The organism is Bacteroidia bacterium (assembly GCA_026932145.1).
Taxonomy (GTDB): domain Bacteria; phylum Bacteroidota; class Bacteroidia; order J057; family JAIXKT01; genus JAIXKT01.
On the sequence record JAIXKT010000037.1, the window covers coordinates 1 to 17683 of the forward strand.

The 17683-nt window shown below is 38.6% G+C and carries 15 protein-coding genes; 9 read left to right on the top strand and 6 right to left on the bottom strand.

Annotated features, from left to right (window positions below; genetic code table 11):
• Positions 1-171 precede the first annotated feature (171 nt).
• A complete protein-coding gene (locus LC115_08335; GenBank protein MCZ2356680.1) occupies positions 172-1092 on the bottom strand; it encodes a class I SAM-dependent methyltransferase in 921 nt (306 codons plus the stop codon).
• Entirely contained in the window at positions 1089-1238 is a 150-nt protein-coding gene (locus tag LC115_08340; GenBank protein ID MCZ2356681.1) for a hypothetical protein, read from the bottom strand. Before LC115_08340 ends, LC115_08335 begins: the two co-directional genes overlap by 4 nt.
• A gap of 295 nt (positions 1239-1533) precedes the next feature.
• Between LC115_08340 and LC115_08345 the strand changes: the two genes are divergently transcribed.
• The 4 genes from LC115_08345 to LC115_08360 all read left to right on the top strand — a co-directional run bounded on the left by LC115_08345 (position 1534) and on the right by LC115_08360 (position 3978).
• Entirely contained in the window at positions 1534-1737 is a 204-nt protein-coding gene (locus tag LC115_08345) for a hypothetical protein (GenBank protein ID MCZ2356682.1), read from the top strand.
• Entirely contained in the window at positions 1718-1987 is a 270-nt protein-coding gene (locus tag LC115_08350; GenBank protein MCZ2356683.1) for a transposase, read from the top strand. The genes LC115_08345 and LC115_08350 overlap by 20 nt, the downstream gene beginning before the upstream one ends.
• Positions 1988-2225: 238 nt before the next feature.
• Entirely contained in the window at positions 2226-2948 is a 723-nt protein-coding gene (locus LC115_08355) for a hypothetical protein (protein MCZ2356684.1), read from the top strand.
• Positions 2949-2955: 7 nt separating this feature from the next.
• On the top strand, positions 2956-3978 hold the full coding sequence (locus LC115_08360) for a cytochrome-c peroxidase (protein MCZ2356685.1): 1023 nt from the start codon (positions 2956-2958) through the stop codon (positions 3976-3978).
• Here LC115_08360 and uvrA read toward each other — a convergent pair.
• Positions 3975-6866: an excinuclease ABC subunit UvrA gene (gene uvrA, locus LC115_08365; GenBank protein ID MCZ2356686.1), complete on the bottom strand. Its 2892-nt coding sequence runs from the start codon at positions 6864-6866 to the stop codon at positions 3975-3977. The genes LC115_08360 and uvrA overlap by 4 nt on opposite strands.
• Before the next feature lie 112 nt (positions 6867-6978).
• Here uvrA and cmk point away from each other — a divergent pair, with 112 nt between their 5' ends.
• Entirely contained in the window at positions 6979-7713 is a 735-nt protein-coding gene (gene cmk / locus LC115_08370) for a (d)CMP kinase (protein ID MCZ2356687.1), read from the top strand.
• Here the strand turns inward: cmk and LC115_08375 are convergent.
• Positions 7710-8324, bottom strand: a complete 615-nt coding sequence (locus LC115_08375) for a DUF1684 domain-containing protein (protein ID MCZ2356688.1) — start codon at positions 8322-8324, stop codon at positions 7710-7712. The two genes, cmk and LC115_08375, sit on opposite strands and share 4 nt — an antisense overlap.
• Position 8325: 1 nt before the next feature.
• Complete coding sequence (gene carB / locus LC115_08380) at positions 8326-11139, bottom strand: carbamoyl-phosphate synthase large subunit (protein MCZ2356689.1); 2814 nt, start codon at positions 11137-11139, stop codon at positions 8326-8328.
• A gap of 199 nt (positions 11140-11338) precedes the next feature.
• On the opposite strand from carB, the gene LC115_08385 reads away from it, so the two are divergent.
• Genes LC115_08385 through LC115_08400 form a run of 4 tightly spaced genes read left to right on the top strand, consistent with a single transcriptional unit; the run spans position 11339 to position 16903 of the window.
• Complete coding sequence (locus LC115_08385) at positions 11339-12607, top strand: serine hydroxymethyltransferase (protein ID MCZ2356690.1); 1269 nt, start codon at positions 11339-11341, stop codon at positions 12605-12607.
• Positions 12608-12650: 43 nt separating this feature from the next.
• A complete protein-coding gene (locus LC115_08390; GenBank protein MCZ2356691.1) occupies positions 12651-14282 on the top strand; it encodes a glycerol-3-phosphate dehydrogenase/oxidase in 1632 nt (543 codons plus the stop codon).
• A 3-nt stretch (positions 14283-14285) separates the two neighbouring features.
• Positions 14286-15410 (top strand): radical SAM family heme chaperone HemW, encoded by a 1125-nt coding sequence (gene hemW, locus LC115_08395; GenBank protein ID MCZ2356692.1) that lies wholly within the window; start codon positions 14286-14288, stop codon positions 15408-15410.
• Positions 15411-15421: 11 nt separating this feature from the next.
• Entirely contained in the window at positions 15422-16903 is a 1482-nt protein-coding gene (locus LC115_08400) for a hypothetical protein (GenBank protein ID MCZ2356693.1), read from the top strand.
• Positions 16904-16942: 39 nt separating this feature from the next.
• On the opposite strand, the gene LC115_08405 is transcribed toward LC115_08400, so the two are convergent.
• Entirely contained in the window at positions 16943-17662 is a 720-nt protein-coding gene (locus LC115_08405) for an RluA family pseudouridine synthase (protein ID MCZ2356694.1), read from the bottom strand.
• Between the last annotated feature and the right edge of the window lie 21 nt (positions 17663-17683).

A 17683-nucleotide genomic window follows, 5' to 3' on the forward strand; every position in this document is an offset into this window, starting at 1 on the left:
AGAACAAAACTACGCCGCAGGCGTAATGTCGCTCAACGTTTTAGCAGCTTGGCGATGGAGCTGACTTTTAGCACAAATGCTCAATAGAATTACTACTGTTCAACATTGCACAGAAGCCCAATAGAAGCACTTCACCGGCGCTATTGCCAATTTTTTTGTTATGAGCAGTATTTATCTTTTCTTCAACCATACACATAATTGCATTCCTTTGTTTGTCCATTGCATATATGGTTTCAAAAAATAGTCCGCAAATTTAGGCATAAATGTTTGGCAGATATAATATTCGTGAAAAGCCAATTCGTAGTCGTTTTGTCTTGCGTGTTCTTGAAATGATTTAAGGTCAAACTCGTATAAGTGAAATGGTTCGTGCATTGGACTTAAATTTCCAACGTAGTCAGTTCGTTTTAGTTTGTAAAACAAGTTGATTATTTTTCCAATAAGCCAATTAGATGAAGGAACTTCAATGTGGATTATCCCATTTGGCTTTAGCCATTTCATTGCTTTCAAAATTGAGTCAGACGGGTCGTACAGGTGTTCTAAAACTGCACCGAACGAAATAAAATCAAAATGATTTTCGGGATATGCAACTTCTTCAATCATTCCTAATTTTAACTTGTCAGGATTGATATTCATTTTTGAAATTGCTCTTTCGTGAAATTGTTTTGAAGGTTCAAAACCATAAGTGTCAAAACCCGCTTTGCTCAATGCAATCATTTGTTTTCCCAAGCCTGCACCAATGTCTAACGATTTCATTCCGTCCTTGAAGTCAAGTAGTGTCTTTAGTCTTGCTATTTCGCCTTGAAAATAGTTGTCCGTAATGGTGAAATAATTTTCTTTCCAATAGCTTTCTGGCGGAACTCCGTAATGGTCTTGTATGTCAAACGGCACAGGTTGCGGATTTGAATAAATAAGTCCACAGTTTGCACATTTTACAATCGTTGTCGTTATACCGATTTTGTTTCTTGGATTTTTTCCTTGAGAAGTATTTAATCGTTTCCCAAGAATTTTATGTGTGTCTGTCTTTGAACCACACATATTACAGTTGTCTATGTGGTTGAAGTAATACCGTTTGGGTGCTGCTATATTGCTCATAACGTTTTAGCAGCTTGGCGAAGTGGCGGATTTCGGAGTACAAAACTTTCATTTAACCATAAAAGCCGATGCGAGATAGAATTTTCAATTAACCACGTCACCCTCCATTGTGCCAAACGCCTGTTATGCGGTCGTTCTTTTTTCATTCGTCAGTTTTGTTAGTTCATCAATACAACCCTTTAAGGGGGCTTCTAAAAATTAGTTTTTTTTATTTTTTTCAGACACAAATCAGAATCCTTTTAAATCTGGGTTGAAAAAGTAAGCAATTGTACAAAATATTTTTTAATTCACATACAAAATTTTTATTTTTTATTCGATAATTCGCAACTAACTAACTAACTAACTAACTAACTAACTAACTAATGGTGGGTTCTATAATTTAAATCATTGTTATTCAAGCAATTATATGTATATTTGCGTATAATTTAACACGAAAACAATATGACATCACAAGAGTATAAAACCAATGGCCAAAAAGGATTATTTGACGAGCAATTTACTATTGAACGTTTGTCTGCAATTGGCAACCCATTAGAAATAATAAGCGATGTTGTTGATTTTGAGGCATTTCGCAACACATTAGCATCTAACTTATTAAATACAGAAAAGAAAAACCAAAAAAATAATCCGAAAATACCGGCTTAAAAACCAAATACACAAAAAAGGATACAGAGGTAACCCTTTGACGGATAAACAAAAAGCAAAAAATAAGATAAAATCTAAAACAAGGGTAAGAGTAGAACACGTATTTGATTTTATGGAACAAAGCATGAACGGGCTTGCTGTTAAATCTGTAGGAATAGCAAGAGCAACAGGTATAATCGAACTCATCAATCTTACCTACAACTTATTCAGGCTTGAACAAGTTCAAAGATTAAACTTATTTACATCGTAATATGCTATTAGTTAGTTAATTAGTTGCGAATTATCGAATAAAAAATAAGAATTTTGTATGTGAATTAAAAAATAATTTGTACAATTACTTACTTTTTCAACCCAGATTTAAAAGGATTCTGATTTGTGTCTGAAAAAAATAAAAAAAACTAATTTTTAGAAGCCACCTTTGAATTTTTATAGCTTTAACTTTTTGAGAGGAACTTTTTGAGCTATTTTTTTTGTTTAGTCAATTATCTATGAGATATTTTTTAATTGCAATTTTAGTTCTGTCTGTATCATTTACAGCTTGTAAAAAAGATAAAGATACCCCGCCACCCGTAGAAAACAAACCAACACTTACGTTGGGCTTTTCTGTTGATAATCAAGCATTAGAATTTGACAAAATTCAGTACAAAAATGCTGCCGGAAATAATTACAGCGTAACTAAGTTGCTATTTTATATCTCCGCCTTTGAATTTGAAAAAAAGACCGGAGAAAAAGTATTGTTAGACAATGTGTTTTTGGTAGATGCACGGGACCCACAAAAGATTTCTTTTACGTTACCGAATCTACCTTTTGGGGACTATAAGAGTGTTAAATTTTTGATCGGCTTAGATAGCTTGCACAATATAGATAACGGCCTGCCAAACACACTTGACAACGTAAATATGGCTTGGCCAACTATGATGGGAGGCGGCTACCACTTTATGAAACTTGAAGGGAACTTCTTAGCCGATACTACAAGTTACGGATATGCAATGCACTTAGGCAAAAATAAAAACCGTGTACCAATCGAAATTATCCAAAACTTTAGCATCAGTAATAATTCCAACCAAATAAAGCTAAAAATGAACCTAAACGAATGGTATCAAAGCCCAGCAAATTATGACTTTAACATTGACGGAAATTATTCGATGCACGATAGCACAGCTATGGCCAAATTAGTACAAAATGGAATGGACGTTTTTACGTTAAATTGATAGAAAAATGAGGAAAATTAATTTATTATTGTTGTCTCTCACCCTATTTGTGGGAGTTATTTCTTGTAAAAAGTCGGAAGACACCAAGATAGATTCAAATTTTCCGCCCTACAATCCTACGTATATTGACATACAGATTCCTAAGAATCTACCCAATATGGTAATTCCTCCCGATAACCCAACAACCGTAGAAGGTGTTAGGCTCGGGAGGATGCTTTATTATGACAAACTGCTGCATCCAACCGGCAAGCAAGCCTGTGCTACCTGCCACCTACAAAGTTCTGGATTTACTACTCCCGGAACAAACATTATTCCGCATATTAACTTAGGATATGGAAGTAAATTTTTATGGGATGGATCTAAGCAGGGAAACTTAGAAAAAGCTATGCTCTTTGAAGTAGAAATCTTTTTTGGAACGGATGTTTCTCGTCTGCAAAATGACAGTAAATATCCGTTGTTATTTCATCAGGCTTTTGGATCTTCTATAATTGATTCCCAAAAATGCGCTTATGCCTTAGCGCAGTTTTTGAGAACTTTAATTTCCGGAAACTCTAAGTTTGACCGTTATATGCGCCGAGAAGCGGCTTTGACACCCAGTGAAATGCAGGGGCTTATCTTGTTTAATACCGAAAAAGGGGACTGTTTTCACTGCCATTCTGTGCCGCTAACTACCGATAGCGACCTGCATAACATCGGCTTAGATTCTATATTTAATGAAACCAATGCCGGATACTATAATATTTCCCATAACTCGGCGGACTTAGGCAAGTATAAAAGCCCTTCTCTCAGAAATGCCGGATTAAGAACCAGCTTTATGCACGATGGCCGCTTTAAAACCTTAGAAGAAGTTATTGAACACTACAATAGCAAGGTAAAGCTATCCCCGTCATTAGACCCGATAATGACCAAGCCAGGTAAAGAATTTGGCCTACAACTTTCTCCTACCGAAAAACAAAATCTAAAAGACTTTTTGTTGACTCTTACGGATTCAACAGTATTAACAGATCCGAATTTTTCGAGTCCTTTTTAGTTTGTATTTAGCTCTTTAACGAGATATTTCCCTGTTTCTGATGCGTCATTTTGGGCAATATCTTCGGGCGTTCCTTCGGCGATAATATAGCCGCCACGTTCACCGCCATAAGGCCCCATGTCTATAATCCAGTCAGCTATCTTGATTACATCTAAATTATGCTCTATTACCAGCACTGTATTTCCTTTACCTACTAAGCGGTTCAGAACATTCAGTAAATTTTCAATATCCTGAAAATGCAATCCGGTAGTTGGCTCATCTAAGATATAGATGGTTTTTCCGGTATCTCGTTTGGTGAGTTCGGTAGCTACCTTAACCCGTTGTGCTTCTCCGCCGGATAACGTTGTAGAAGACTGCCCAAGTGTAATGTATCCTAAACCGACATCATAAAGGGTTTGCAGTACTTGTTTGATTTTAGGATGAGCTTCAAAAAAGGTAAGTGCCTGCTCTACACTCATTTCCAACACATCATTGATAGATTTCCCTTTATATCTGACTTCTAATGTTTCTCTATTATAGCGTTTTCCTCGGCACTTTGGGCATTCTACCAAAACATCCGGCAAGAATCCCATTTCGATTACTTTTTTGCCGCCGCCACTACATTCTTCGCATCTTCCCCCTTTTATATTGAAAGAAAACCGTCCGGGCTTATAGCCCCGTATTTGGGATTCAGGAAGTAGCGCGAAAAAAGAACGTATCTCATCAAATAGCTTTGTGTAAGTCGCCGGATTGCTGCGCGGTGTTTTGCCAATAGGCGACTGATCTATCTCAATAACTTTGTTGATATATTCTAAACCGGATATTTCCTTAAAGGGTAATATTGGCTTCGGATGCTTAAAAACGTGTTCGTGTAAAATTGGGTATAATGTGTGCCGAATGATAGTGGACTTTCCAGAACCGGATACTCCCGTAACACACACAAACATTCCCAACGGTAATTTTAACGTAATATCTTTGAGATTATGGCCGGTAGCTCCTGATAAAGTAAGAAAATAACCATTACCTGTTCTGCGGATTTTGGGTACTTGAATTTGCTGCCGTCCACTAAGATAATCTGCTGTGATTCCAGCTTGTGCGCAAAAAGTGGTTTTATCTCCAACGTTAATGATGTTTCCCCCATTTTTCCCGGCACCTGGCCCAACGTCTATGATATAATCAGATTCTAACATGATTTCCTTATCATGCTCTACCACCAAAATGCTATTTCCTAAATCTCGTAACGACTTTAAGGAGTTGATAAGCCGCATATTATCTTTTTGATGCAGGCCGATGCTGGGTTCGTCTAATATGTATAAAACGCCGCTTAGCTGTGTGCCTATTTGTGTCGCTAATCGGATTCGCTGGCTTTCTCCACCCGATAAAGTGCCTGCCGGACGGTTCAAACTTAGGTAATCTAACCCAACGTCCAATAAAAATTGGACTCGCTTACGAATCTCTTTAAGAACCGGATCGGCTATTGTAGCATGGCTTTTGGAGAGCTTAGCCGGTAATTCTGATAACCAGTTCATTAACTTCTGCATATCCAAAGCAGCAATCTCGCCGATATTTTTTTGATCTATCTTAAAAGATAAACTTTCTTTTTTTAAGCGCGTTCCAGCACATTCAGGGCATTTTACGACATCAAAATACTTGCTAAAATAGGTTTCAATAGATCCTCCATACAGGCAAAACTTTGTAATCATTTGCAAAATACCGGGAAAAGTATTTTTTTCAAAAAAACGAATTAACTCACTAATATCCAGTTCCTTTCTTTTTGCTTTAGTAGTAATATCTTCTTGTTCATCTTCTCCACGAAGCAGTATATCTTGATGTTCTGTAGGCAATTCTGCAAAAGGCTTCTCAAGTTTGATTTTATGTCGTTTGGCAACTGCCTTTATCTCTGATACTAAAACACTCACATAGTGGTAATGTATGTAAGAATCTTCTTCTTCAAAAGCCCAGCCGCCGTGCAACAAAGGCTTTGAGGGATCAATAATAATTTTATTTAGATCCAAAATCTTGACTTCACCTACGCCTGAGCATCCCGGGCAAGATCCCACCGGAGAATTAAAAGAAAAGGTATTGGGTTCAGGCATCGAATAACTCAGGCCGGTAGAAACCTCCATTAACGTTTTGCAATACCAGCTGACACTGTCTGATGTTTTTGGGGATGAACTCTGTAATAAAACTCCAACCAAGCCATTCCCGAATTTAAAGGCAGATTTAAGAGAGTTTTCAAACCGCTTCAAATCACTTTCCGGAATTAAAGAGTCTATGACTAACTCAATGTTGTGGGTTGCGTATCTATCAAGCTGCATTTTGGGACGGAGGTCTTTGATAACACCATCTATTCTTGCCTTAGAATAACCATATTTAATCATGGATTCAAAGAGTTCTCTATAATGTCCTTTCCTTTGGCGCACCAAAGAAGCAATAATAATGGTTGGTTTTGTGCCAAATGCAGCTAATATAGAAGATTGAATTTCTTCTTCGGATTGGCTGAGCATTTCTGCACCCGTTAAATAACTGAAAGCAGTACTCGCTCGGGCAAATAGTAATCGTAAAAAATCATAAATATCTGTTATCGTGCCCACAGTAGAGCGCAGATTCTTAGAGGTTGTCTTTTGGTCAATAGAAATAACCGGACTTAATCCGTTTATAATATCCACATCAGGGCGCTCTAACTCTCCTATAAACTGACGGGCATAGGCAGAAAAAGTCTCTAAATATCTTCGTTGCCCCTCCGCAAATATGGTATCAAAGGCTAATGATGACTTTCCGGAACCACTTACACCGGTTATTACCACCAACTTATCTCGGGGAATTGTTACATGAATATTTTTTAAATTATGAGTCCTTGCTCCAACAACTTCTATTTCTGCACAACCAATATCTTCCGTAGCCTCCATAGTTATTAACCAGTGCAAAGTTCTAAATAAAATACCAAAAGAGCATTACAAAATAATATGCCGTTAAATCAAGTTCAGCAAAAATTAGTATCTTTGCGTAAGGTTCGGAATCATGAAAAAAATCAATATTGCCATTGATGGATATGCCGGGTGCGGAAAATCTACTACTGCAAAATTGGTTGCACAGAAACTACATTATCTATTCGTTGATTCCGGCTCGATGTACCGAGCAGTTACCTTGTATTTTATTCAAAATCAGGTAGATATAACCAATTTAGAGCAGGTAAAAAAAGCTCTGTTAGATATTCACATAGTGTTTAAGAACAACGCCCAAACGCACCAACGGGAAATCTATCTCAATGGCATTTGTGTAGAAAAAGAAATCCGCAGTTTGGAGGTTTCTAATTATGTAAGTGAAGTAAGTGCATTGAAAGAAGTGCGGGTGAATATGGTAAAACAGCAGCAGCGTATGGGGCTTCACAAAGGTGTGGTGATGGACGGGCGAGACATCGGCACGGTTGTTTTTCCCGATGCAGAACTTAAAATCTTTATGACAGCCACATTAGATGCCAGAGTTCAACGAAGAAAACTCGAATTTGCAGAAAAAGGACAGTCTTACTCAGCAGCTGTTCTACGCGAAAACCTACTTTCTCGAGATGAAATTGACACTACCAGACAAGAATCTCCGCTTCGCCAAGCCCAAGATGCTTATGTTTTAGATACCACTTCGCTCTCCATTGACGAGCAGGTGAATTGGGTTATTGAAAAAGCGCAGCATATTATGGGGTCATTAGAATCTGCCCAAGCTCGGCAGGATATAATCCGGCAAGAACAGTCAGTAATTTAGTGCGTTGCCGGCACACTTTTGGGAAGCCGTTCGCCCGCAAGTATCATAATATCCGTCTTGTTTTCCGGCGGAGGAAGCGGACAAACATAGTCAGCATTAAAAGCACAATACGGTAAATATGCTGTGTTAAAGTCAATTATGAATCCAGCATCCTTAGGCGAAATGTCTATAAACCTTCCGCCACCGTAAGTAGTTTTTCCGGAAGTCCCATCTTGAAAAGCAAGCAAAATTTCATTATTCTGGGAAAGTTTTGGCTTCAAACCCATCCAAACACATTTTTTCCCGTGAATTTCAAAAGTAATTCGTGCCGTAATTTCAAGTTCATCCGAATAAGGTAGCGGTTGTGGCAGATTTTCTACCAAAGCATCAACTCGAAAACTTGGGTCTATCTGATAATAATTTAATGGTAGCCAACTATTCTTTAAAGAATCCGGCATGGGAGAATCCGGAGAAGTCCGGAAATACTGATCTTTTGCAGCTCGTTGTTTTTCAAGTTGCTGAAAATAAACAGAATCTCCGGTATCATTGAATTTATTACTGAGTAAACTAAGCAAAACTCCAACAGCTATGGACAATATCCCAGCTAAGAGAATTTTATACCAGAAGCTCATTTTATCTACTTAAAAATAGGTTACGCTCTTCGTAATATTTCTTAAAGAACTCATCTTCAAGATTTTGCATAAACCTGATTTCTTCACCAGTTGATTTCATTTCAGGCCCAAGTTCTTTTTGAATCTCCGGAAACTTTTGATATGAAAAAACAGGTATTTTCATGGCATAACCGCTTAGTTTTGGGCTAAACTCAAAGTCTGTTAGCTTGTTAATGCCTAACATGATTTTGGTAGCAAAGTTTACATACGGTTGCTGATAGGCTTTGCAGATAAATGGTAAGGTACGAGATGCTCTGGGGTTAGCCTCAATAACCATTATTTGTTCTTGATGATAAACGAATTGGACGTTAATAAGTCCTTTTACCTGCAAGGCGAGTGCTATTTTGGTTGTATATTCTTGAATTTTGGTGATTGCTTCGGGGGGCAAAGAGAAAGGCGGCAAAACGGAGGCAGAATCGCCGGAATGAATCCCCGCCGGCTCAATATGCTCCATAATACCGATGATATGAACGTTTTCTCCATCACAAATTGCGTCTGCTTCTGCTTCGATAGCTCCATCCAAGAATTGGTCAATCAGCACTTGATTACCGGGTAAGTCTTTGAGAAGGTCTATGATGTGCTCTTCAAGGGCTTCATCGTTGATAATGATTCTCATACCTTGCCCGCCAAGTACGTATGAAGGGCGTACCAAAACCGGATAGCCGATTCTTTCTGTGATGGTTATTGCATCGCCGGCACGTGCTGCAACCCCAAAATCAGGATACGGAATCTGTAATGACCTCAATAATTCCGAAAAACGCCCTCTGTCTTCGGCGGTATCCATAGAGTCAAAACTTGTTCCAATGATAGCTACACCGTATTTATTGAGTTTTTCGGCAAGTTTTAAGGCCGTTTGCCCTCCTAATTGAACAATAACACCTTCGGGTTTTTCTTGACGGATAATGTCATAAATGTATTCCCAAAAAACAGGTTCAAAATAAAGTTTATCGGCTACGTCAAAATCTGTAGAAACGGTTTCCGGGTTGCAATTCACCATAATGGTTTCAAAGCCGGCTTCTTTGGCGGCAAGAACTCCGTGTACGCAGCAATAGTCAAATTCGATACCTTGTCCAATGCGATTTGGGCCAGACCCTAAAATCATCACTTTCTTTTTCTCTGTTCGCACTAATTCTGTTTGGGCACCAAAAGTAGAGTAATAATAAGGCGTTTGGGCAGGAAATTCTGCAGCGCAAGTATCTACACAACGATAGGTACGCTCAATTCTAAGGGAAATTCTTTTGTGGTAAACCTGACTTTCTAAGCAGCCTAAAAGGTGCGCTATTTGTCTGTCCGCAAACCCAAAACGTTTAGCTTCCAGCAAAATATCCTCAGAAATTGTATCTAAGGTGTATTTAGAGATAACGCGTTCAAAATTTGTACTACTTTCTATTTGTTTTAAAAACCAGGGGTCTATTTGGGTAAGTTTTTGGATTGTCTTAAAGGGAATCCCAAATAGGAAAGCATCGTGGATTTGGAAAATTCTATCCCAAGAGGGGTGTTCAAGGTTATGCAGAAGAGTTTCGTGTTTACGTGTTTCTTTGCCGTCAGCCCCTAATCCATTTCGCTTAACTTCTAATGATTGACAGGCTTTTTGCAGTGCTTCAATAAAGGTGCTTCCGATAGCCATTACTTCTCCTACGGATTTCATTTGCAGGCCGAGTTCTCGGTTTGCTCCATGAAACTTATCAAAATTCCATCGGGGGATTTTGACCACTACATAATCTAAGGTTGGCTCAAAACAGGCGGAAGTCGTTTTGGTAATTTGATTTTTTAGTTCATCTAAGGTATAGCCGATAGCAAGTTTAGCGGCTATTTTGGCAATAGGGTATCCTGTAGCCTTTGACGCTAAGGCAGAAGAACGAGAAACTCTGGGGTTGATTTCTATGGTAACGATTCGCCCGGATACTGGGTCCATCGCAAATTGAGCGTTACAACCGCCGGCAAAACTACCTATTGCCCGAACAATTTTCCGCGCAATATCCCGCATCTCCTGATACTTAGTATCCGGCAACGTTAAAGCAGGAGCTATCGTTACCGAATCCCCTGTATGAATACCGGTAGGATCAACATTTTCAATAGAACAAATGATGATAAAATTACCGGTATTATCTTGTAATAATTCTAATTCGTATTCTTTCCATCCAAAAATACTTTCCTCCACCAATGCTTCATGGATAGGGCTTGCTTGAAGCCCACGAATTAACACGGATTCAAAGTCCTCTTTTTTATGGACGAAACCTCCTCCGGTTCCGCCTAAGGTATAAGATGGACGAATTACCAACGGGTATCCTATGGCCTGCGCTATTTCTTTACCTTCTAACAAAGAACGGGCAATTTTAGCTTTGGGGACATCAACTCCGATTTCTTGCATGAGTTTTCGGAATATCTCTCTGTCTTCAGCTTTTTTTATTGCTTGCACATCTACACCAATCAACTGGACACCATGTTGTTTCCAGATGCCTAAACGCTCACATTCCATACAGAGATTTAGGGCCGTTTGGCCACCCATAGTTGGCAGAACGGCATCTATAGAATGTGTAGAAATGATTTTTTGAATTGATTTGGGTGTTAACGGAAGTAAAAAAATATGGTCTGCGGCAAAAGAATCCGTCATAATTGTTGCCGGATTAGAATTTATCAAAAATACTTCGATACCTTCTTCGCGAAGTGAACGAGCCGCTTGTGAACCGGAATAATCAAATTCGCAAGCCTGACCGATAACAATAGGACCACTACCTATCAACAGTACCCGTTTAATAGCAGGGTTGCGGGGCATAGCCGCGAAATTACACAACTCTGCCTAACCGAAATCGCTTTTGTTGAAATTATTTTATCGGACACTTGGATGTTTTAAAACAATACCTCAAGTTAAATAATAAGCTGGTTTTGTATAATATATCTGATAATAAGTATATTACAATTTTTGTCATCTACGTAGAAAAAAAATAACTTATTTTTGAGGCAAAAAAATAATAATAGTGCAAGACGAAGTTTTTAATTGGATAGAAAAAGAATACCATCGCCAACAGTATGGCATTGAGTTAATTGCATCTGAAAATTTTGTAAGTCCAGCAGTATTGCAGGCTGCAGGGTCATGTTTAACAAATAAATATGCAGAGGGTTTACCGGGTAAACGTTTTTACGGGGGTTGTCAATTTGTGGATGAAGTAGAAAATTTAGCGATTCAACGGGCTTGTCGTTTGTTTGGAGCTATTTGGGCTAATGTTCAGCCACATTCAGGGGCGCAAGCCAATGCCGCTTTAATGGCAGCCGTTTTAAAACCCGGCGATAAACTACTCGGTTTTAATTTGGCACATGGCGGCCACCTAACTCACGGTAGCCCGGTAAATTTCTCCGGAAAATTATATGAAGCACATTTTTACGGCGTTAATCCCCAAACAGGAATTATTGACTTCAACCAAATTGAAGATATTGCTAAAAAAGTTCAACCGAAACTGATTATTTGCGGAGCGAGTGCTTATGCCAGAGATTGGGATTATGCTACATTACGCCAGGTTGCAGATAAGGTAGGTGCTCTCTTAGTGGCAGATATAGCGCACCCAGCAGGGTTAATCGCGACCAAGTTGCTAAACAATCCATTACCACACTGCCATTTTGTAACGACTACTACCCATAAAACCCTTCGTGGCCCTCGCGGAGGCATGATCATGATGGGGCAGGATTTTGATACACCTAATATAGAGCAGCGCGCTAAAGGTACTCCTAAAAAAGTAACAGCATTGTTGGACTGGTCTGTCTTTCCCGGGACCCAAGGCGGCCCATTAATGCACGTTATTGCCGCTAAGGCCGTAGCGTTTGGGGAAGCATTATTGCCGGAATACACAACTTATTGTAAGCAAATCATCGCAAATGCTCAAACGCTCGCAAAATCATTGATAGAAAAAGGGTATCAAATTGTGTCTGACGGAACAGATAATCACCTGATGCTGATAGATTTACGCAATAAAAACCTTACTGGGAAAGTTGCTGAAGCAGCCTTAGGTAAAGCCGAAATTACGGTTAATAAAAATATGATTCCCGATGACCCACAAACTCCTTTCATAACCAGCGGTATCCGTATTGGCACACCGGCCATCACCTCAAGAGGCTTAACTACCGAACATATGCCCTTAATTGCAGATATGATTGATAGAGTTTTGACCCAGCCAAACGATGAAACTGTTCACCAAAAAGTACGTCAAGAAGTGCATGACCTAATGAGCCAGCATCTATTACATTATTAACGTCTGATGTCAAGAAATATCTTGCATATTTTAAAAAATAATTTTGACTGAAAACTTTTTTCAACTACCTAAGCGTAGCCAACTTTTAGCTGAAATACAGCAGGAGGAGTATGATATTGTTGTTATTGGAGGCGGAGCAAGCGGTTGTGGCGTAGCTTTAGAAGCTGCATTGCGCGGCTATAAAGTTCTTTTGATAGAAGCATTTGACCTTGCGCAAGGGGCATCATCTGCATCCACAAAATTGGTGCATGGAGGAGTTCGTTATTTGGAAAAAGCTATCCGTGAGTTTGACTACGGGCAATATAAATTAGTACAAGAAGCTCTACATGAACGAGTTAGGATGCTGCACAACGCGCCACACTTAGCTCAACCCTTAGAGATAATTATTCCGGTGTACCGCTGGTGGGAAACTTGGTATTACAAAATCGGCCTGTGGCTATATGACTTAATTTCTGGCGATAAACGCTGGCCGTCCAGTAGAGTTATTGCTGCTAAAGAAGTTTTTAGTAAAGTTCCGGAACTTAATCGGGAGAAAATTGCCGGAGGAATATTGTACTATGACGGCCAGTTTAATGATTCCCGTTATGCCGTTGCGGTAGCTCGTGCTGCCCAAAAAGCCGGTGCACAGATATTGAGTTATGTTGCTTGTACAGAACTATTAAAAAACCATGAAAACCAAGTAGAATCTATACAGTTTCTGGATAATTTAACGGGGATAGGCGGGAAAATTCGTGCAAAATGGTTCATTAACTGCACAGGAGCTATGGCAGATAAAATCCGCCAGATGGCGCGCCCAAATATTTTGCCAAGGCTAAAACCCTCTAAAGGAGTGCATTTAGTATTTCCTAAAACGTTATTAACCCACAAAACCGGCGTTTTAATACCTAAGACTTGGGATGGAAGGGTTATTTTTTTGCTCCCTTGGCAGCAAGGAGTTCTTTTTGGCACAACAGACACTGCCGTAAATGACTCATATTCACAACCTAATGCAGATCAATCAGATATAGAATATTTAATTGACTATTTTAAGCAAGTTATTGATACTAAGTTTCACCAGACTTCTTTTCAGTCAGTTTTTGCAGGGAACCGTCCATTGGTTCTGGAAGATCCGGAAAAACCTACCGAGGCATTAATTCGTAGCCATGAAGTAGAAGTTTGGGAGGCAGAGCATATCATTCATCTACTGGGTGGGAAATGGACAACCTACCGCCAAATGGCCGAAGATACCCTAAATGCGTTGGAAAAAACAACTCGCAACGCTGCAAAAAGTAGTTTAACAGAGAGTCATAAACTTCCGGGATTTGGAGATTTACCCAGATTCCCAAACTCAATTCCAGCAGATATTCAGCAACATATTCAGCAGTATGGATCTGAATCCCAGTGGTTTATAGATTATTTTGAACAATATGGAGTTGTTCGGCTGTTAGAAAAATACCCATTTACTACGGCGGATGTGATTTTTGCTTGCCAATTTGAATTTGCCTTAACAATTGATGATATTTTAGACAGAAGAATACGCTTAGAAACCACAGATTTACGGGCTGCTTATGAAGTTGCTCCGTTAGTTGCCCAGATATTGCATCAAAATTTTGGGGATTTTTTCCCTGACCCAGATAGTTTAGCCAATAATTATCGGGAGAGCTTGCAAAAAAAACTAACTTTGCTTAACCAATAATCTATGGCAGGAATCTATGTACATATTCCTTTTTGTAGAAGTGCTTGTTCTTATTGTGATTTTTACTTTACGGTAAATCACAGAAGGTTAGCAGATTATGTTGAGGCTGTTCAATCAGAGATTTGGTTACGCCGTAATGATCTTTCTCAAAAGATAGAAACTATTTACTTTGGTGGAGGAACGCCTTCGGTGTTATCTATTCAAGCTATTGAAGGTATTTTAAATCAGATATTTAAGTATTTTTCAGTCCTTTCTGATGCTGAAATTACGCTTGAGGCAAATCCGGAAGATATTACCGCAGAAACCTGTAAGCAATACATAGCTACAGGGATTAATCGGCTAAGTTTGGGGATTCAATCTTTATCAGATGATACATTGGTACGGTTAAATCGCCGACACACTGCCGATGCGGCAAGTACTGCTTTAAAAACAACTCTTAGTGCAGGATTTCGTTCAGTTTCAGCAGACGTTATGTATGGAATTCCGACCGAAAAAAATAATTCATTTCATGAGACTATTAAGCAGTTATTGTCAATACAAGTGCCGCATATTTCGGCATACGCACTTACCGTTGAATCCAAAACAAAGTTGAGTTTGGATATTATGAAAAACCAGTATCCGCCGGTTTTAGATGAACAGCAGGTGTCTGAGTCTAATTGGTTAAATGAAATATTGACAGAAAACAAATTTGAACGTTATGAGATTTCTAACTATGCTTTAAGTGGGCATTATTCAAAACATAATATTGGTTATTGGAGTAGGAAACCTTACTTAGGGATTGGAGCGGCGGCACATTCTTTTGTGAACCAAACACGTTCTTGGAACATAAAGCCGGTTTCTGAATATATTCGGGCTGTCCGAGAAAATCGTTCTTTACAGGCTGGGCAAGAAACTTTAGTGGGAAACACTATTTGGAATGATTTTGTTTTGACTAAGTTACGCATGAAGCAAGGGTTTACATGGCAAGAGGCGGAGCAGAATTTTCCCAACTTTCAAAAACAGTCATTGTTAAAAGTCGTTCAACCGCTTCAGCAAAAAGGCTGGTTACTACCCGATAGTACCAAAATTGCTCTAACCCAAGAAGGATTTCATTTTGCTGATAAGGTTATAACTTCCCTATTTTTATAAGAACAAAGAAGATGTCTAACTTATTTTGCTTAGGTTATACTGCTGTTGCGGCTTATGTAAAACAGTTTTCGGTAATATCATGGGTAGATGCTATCTTAGTACCGTTTTTTATTGTAACGATACTTGGTATAGCGATTTTTTTTCGAAATTGGCGATATGCAAATAATCCGGTAAAGAAGTATTTTTTACCGGCATTAGCATTAAAAATGCTGGGTGGGCTTGGGGTGGGGCTTGTGTATGAATTTTACTACTCTGGTGGGGGAGATACTTTTGGGTATTACAAGACCATAAAAGTAATGGAAGAAGCATTTTGGGAGAGTCCTAAAGACGGTTTTAATCTGCTTACTATAGATTTTAGTGATACCGAAAATTATACAAACTATGACCTCTTAAAAAAATATGGATCAAAAATGCCTTTTTGGGGGCAGATAGATACTTATAGCGTTTGTAGAGTGTTCTTCTTTTTTGGAATCCCTACATTTGGGTCATATTATGCATTAAGTATTTTTTCTTCAGTATTTTCTTTTATAGGTGTATGGGGGCTTTTTCGGGTTTTTGTGAGTTATTATCCGATGCTTATCAAGCAAATGGCCATCGCGGTACTTTTTATACCATCGGTGGTGTTTTGGGGGTCAGGGGTTCTTAAGGATAGTATTACCTTAGGAATGTTGGGAATGTTGGTTTATCTAATTTACAAAGTATTTATTAAAAAGAAGCTAAATCCATTCTACTTAATACTTCTTTTTGTGTCAGGCTACATGATTTATCTTATCAAGCCTTATATTGTGATATCATTTATCCCGTTTGCAATATTTTGGGTGGGGTTAGAAAATCAGAGTAAAATCCCCAATGCGTTAATTCGTTTTGTTATAGGCCCTGTATTAATTGTAAGTTCTTTAATAGGGGGCTATTTTGCTTTAATTCAGCTTTCTGAGGGGTCATCCCGCTTTTCAGTGGATAATGTTGCTCAGTTTGCAGCAGCTCATAGAAATGATATGTTGAATAATCAAGATTATTATAGACTTAATGAAAGTGGTGGAAGTCGATTTGATATAGGGTCGTTTGAAGCAACTCCAACAGGGATTTTAGTTAAGTTTCCCATTGCGGTATTTACCACTTTTTTTCGCCCTACGATATTTGAAACACGTTCTCCGTTAATATTTATTTCAGCAATTGAAAATGCGTACTTATTGTATTTGACAATTATTATCTTGTACTCAACCGGACTTATGGGTTTTTTTCGGCACATTATCCAAAAACCAATTTTGATATTTTCATTTTTCTTTAGTATTGCTTTTGCCTTTTCTGTCGGGCTTGCAACAAGCAACTTTGGCGCACTTGTTCGGTACAAAATCCCTTGTATTCCATTCTTTGTTGCGTCTCTCTTTATTGTAAATTATTTAGAAAATGAACGAAAACGTAAAATTAAGGTACAGAATGAGTTGTTTAGAAAAACTATGCAACAAACGTATCAAAAAATGAATACAACCTAATATTCTTGTGTCTTATCACAAAAGTATAGTGAAACGGTATTATTTATCCTGAAATTGTTCAACCCAACTCTCCATTGATTGTTTGAACGGCTGAAAAGATACCGATTCGGGTATAGCGGTTAAACAAACTTTCTGTTTAGTTATCGGATGCTTAAACTCTAACAAATAGGCAGATAAAGAAATGGACAAATCTGGTAAAAAAGCAGTATTTTTTCCATATTTTCCGTCTCCTTGTATGGGGCAGGCTATTCGAGCTAACTGCGCCCGAATTTGGTGCTGTCTTCCGGTAAATAACTGCACATCTAACAAAGCTAAGCCATTCAAAGTTTGAATTACTCGATAGGCCATTCGTGCTTCTTGGGTATTTTTCTGGGGACTATTGTAAGCTACTGTAATATTTTTACCTGGTATTTTTTTGAGATGATGAATCAACTCTTGGGATTCCGGGCGAGGGATCTGGGTAGTGATAGCAAAATACCGCTTCTTGATTTCTCCAAGCCGAAACTGCTCTGACATACGTGCAGCAGCCTTGCTGGTTTTAGCTAAAAGCATAATCCCCGATGTTGGCCTATCCAAACGGTGCAATAACGCTACATATACATTCCCTTGTTTTTGGCAACTATTTCTAAGATAATTTTCTGCCAAAGTAACCATGCTCTCATCCCCCGTAGTATCTCCTTGGGACAAAACTCCCGTAGGTTTATAAACTGCCAGTAAATGATTATCCTCAAAAATCACCGATAAACCCACTTGTTTCACAAAATAGCCCACAAAATTACT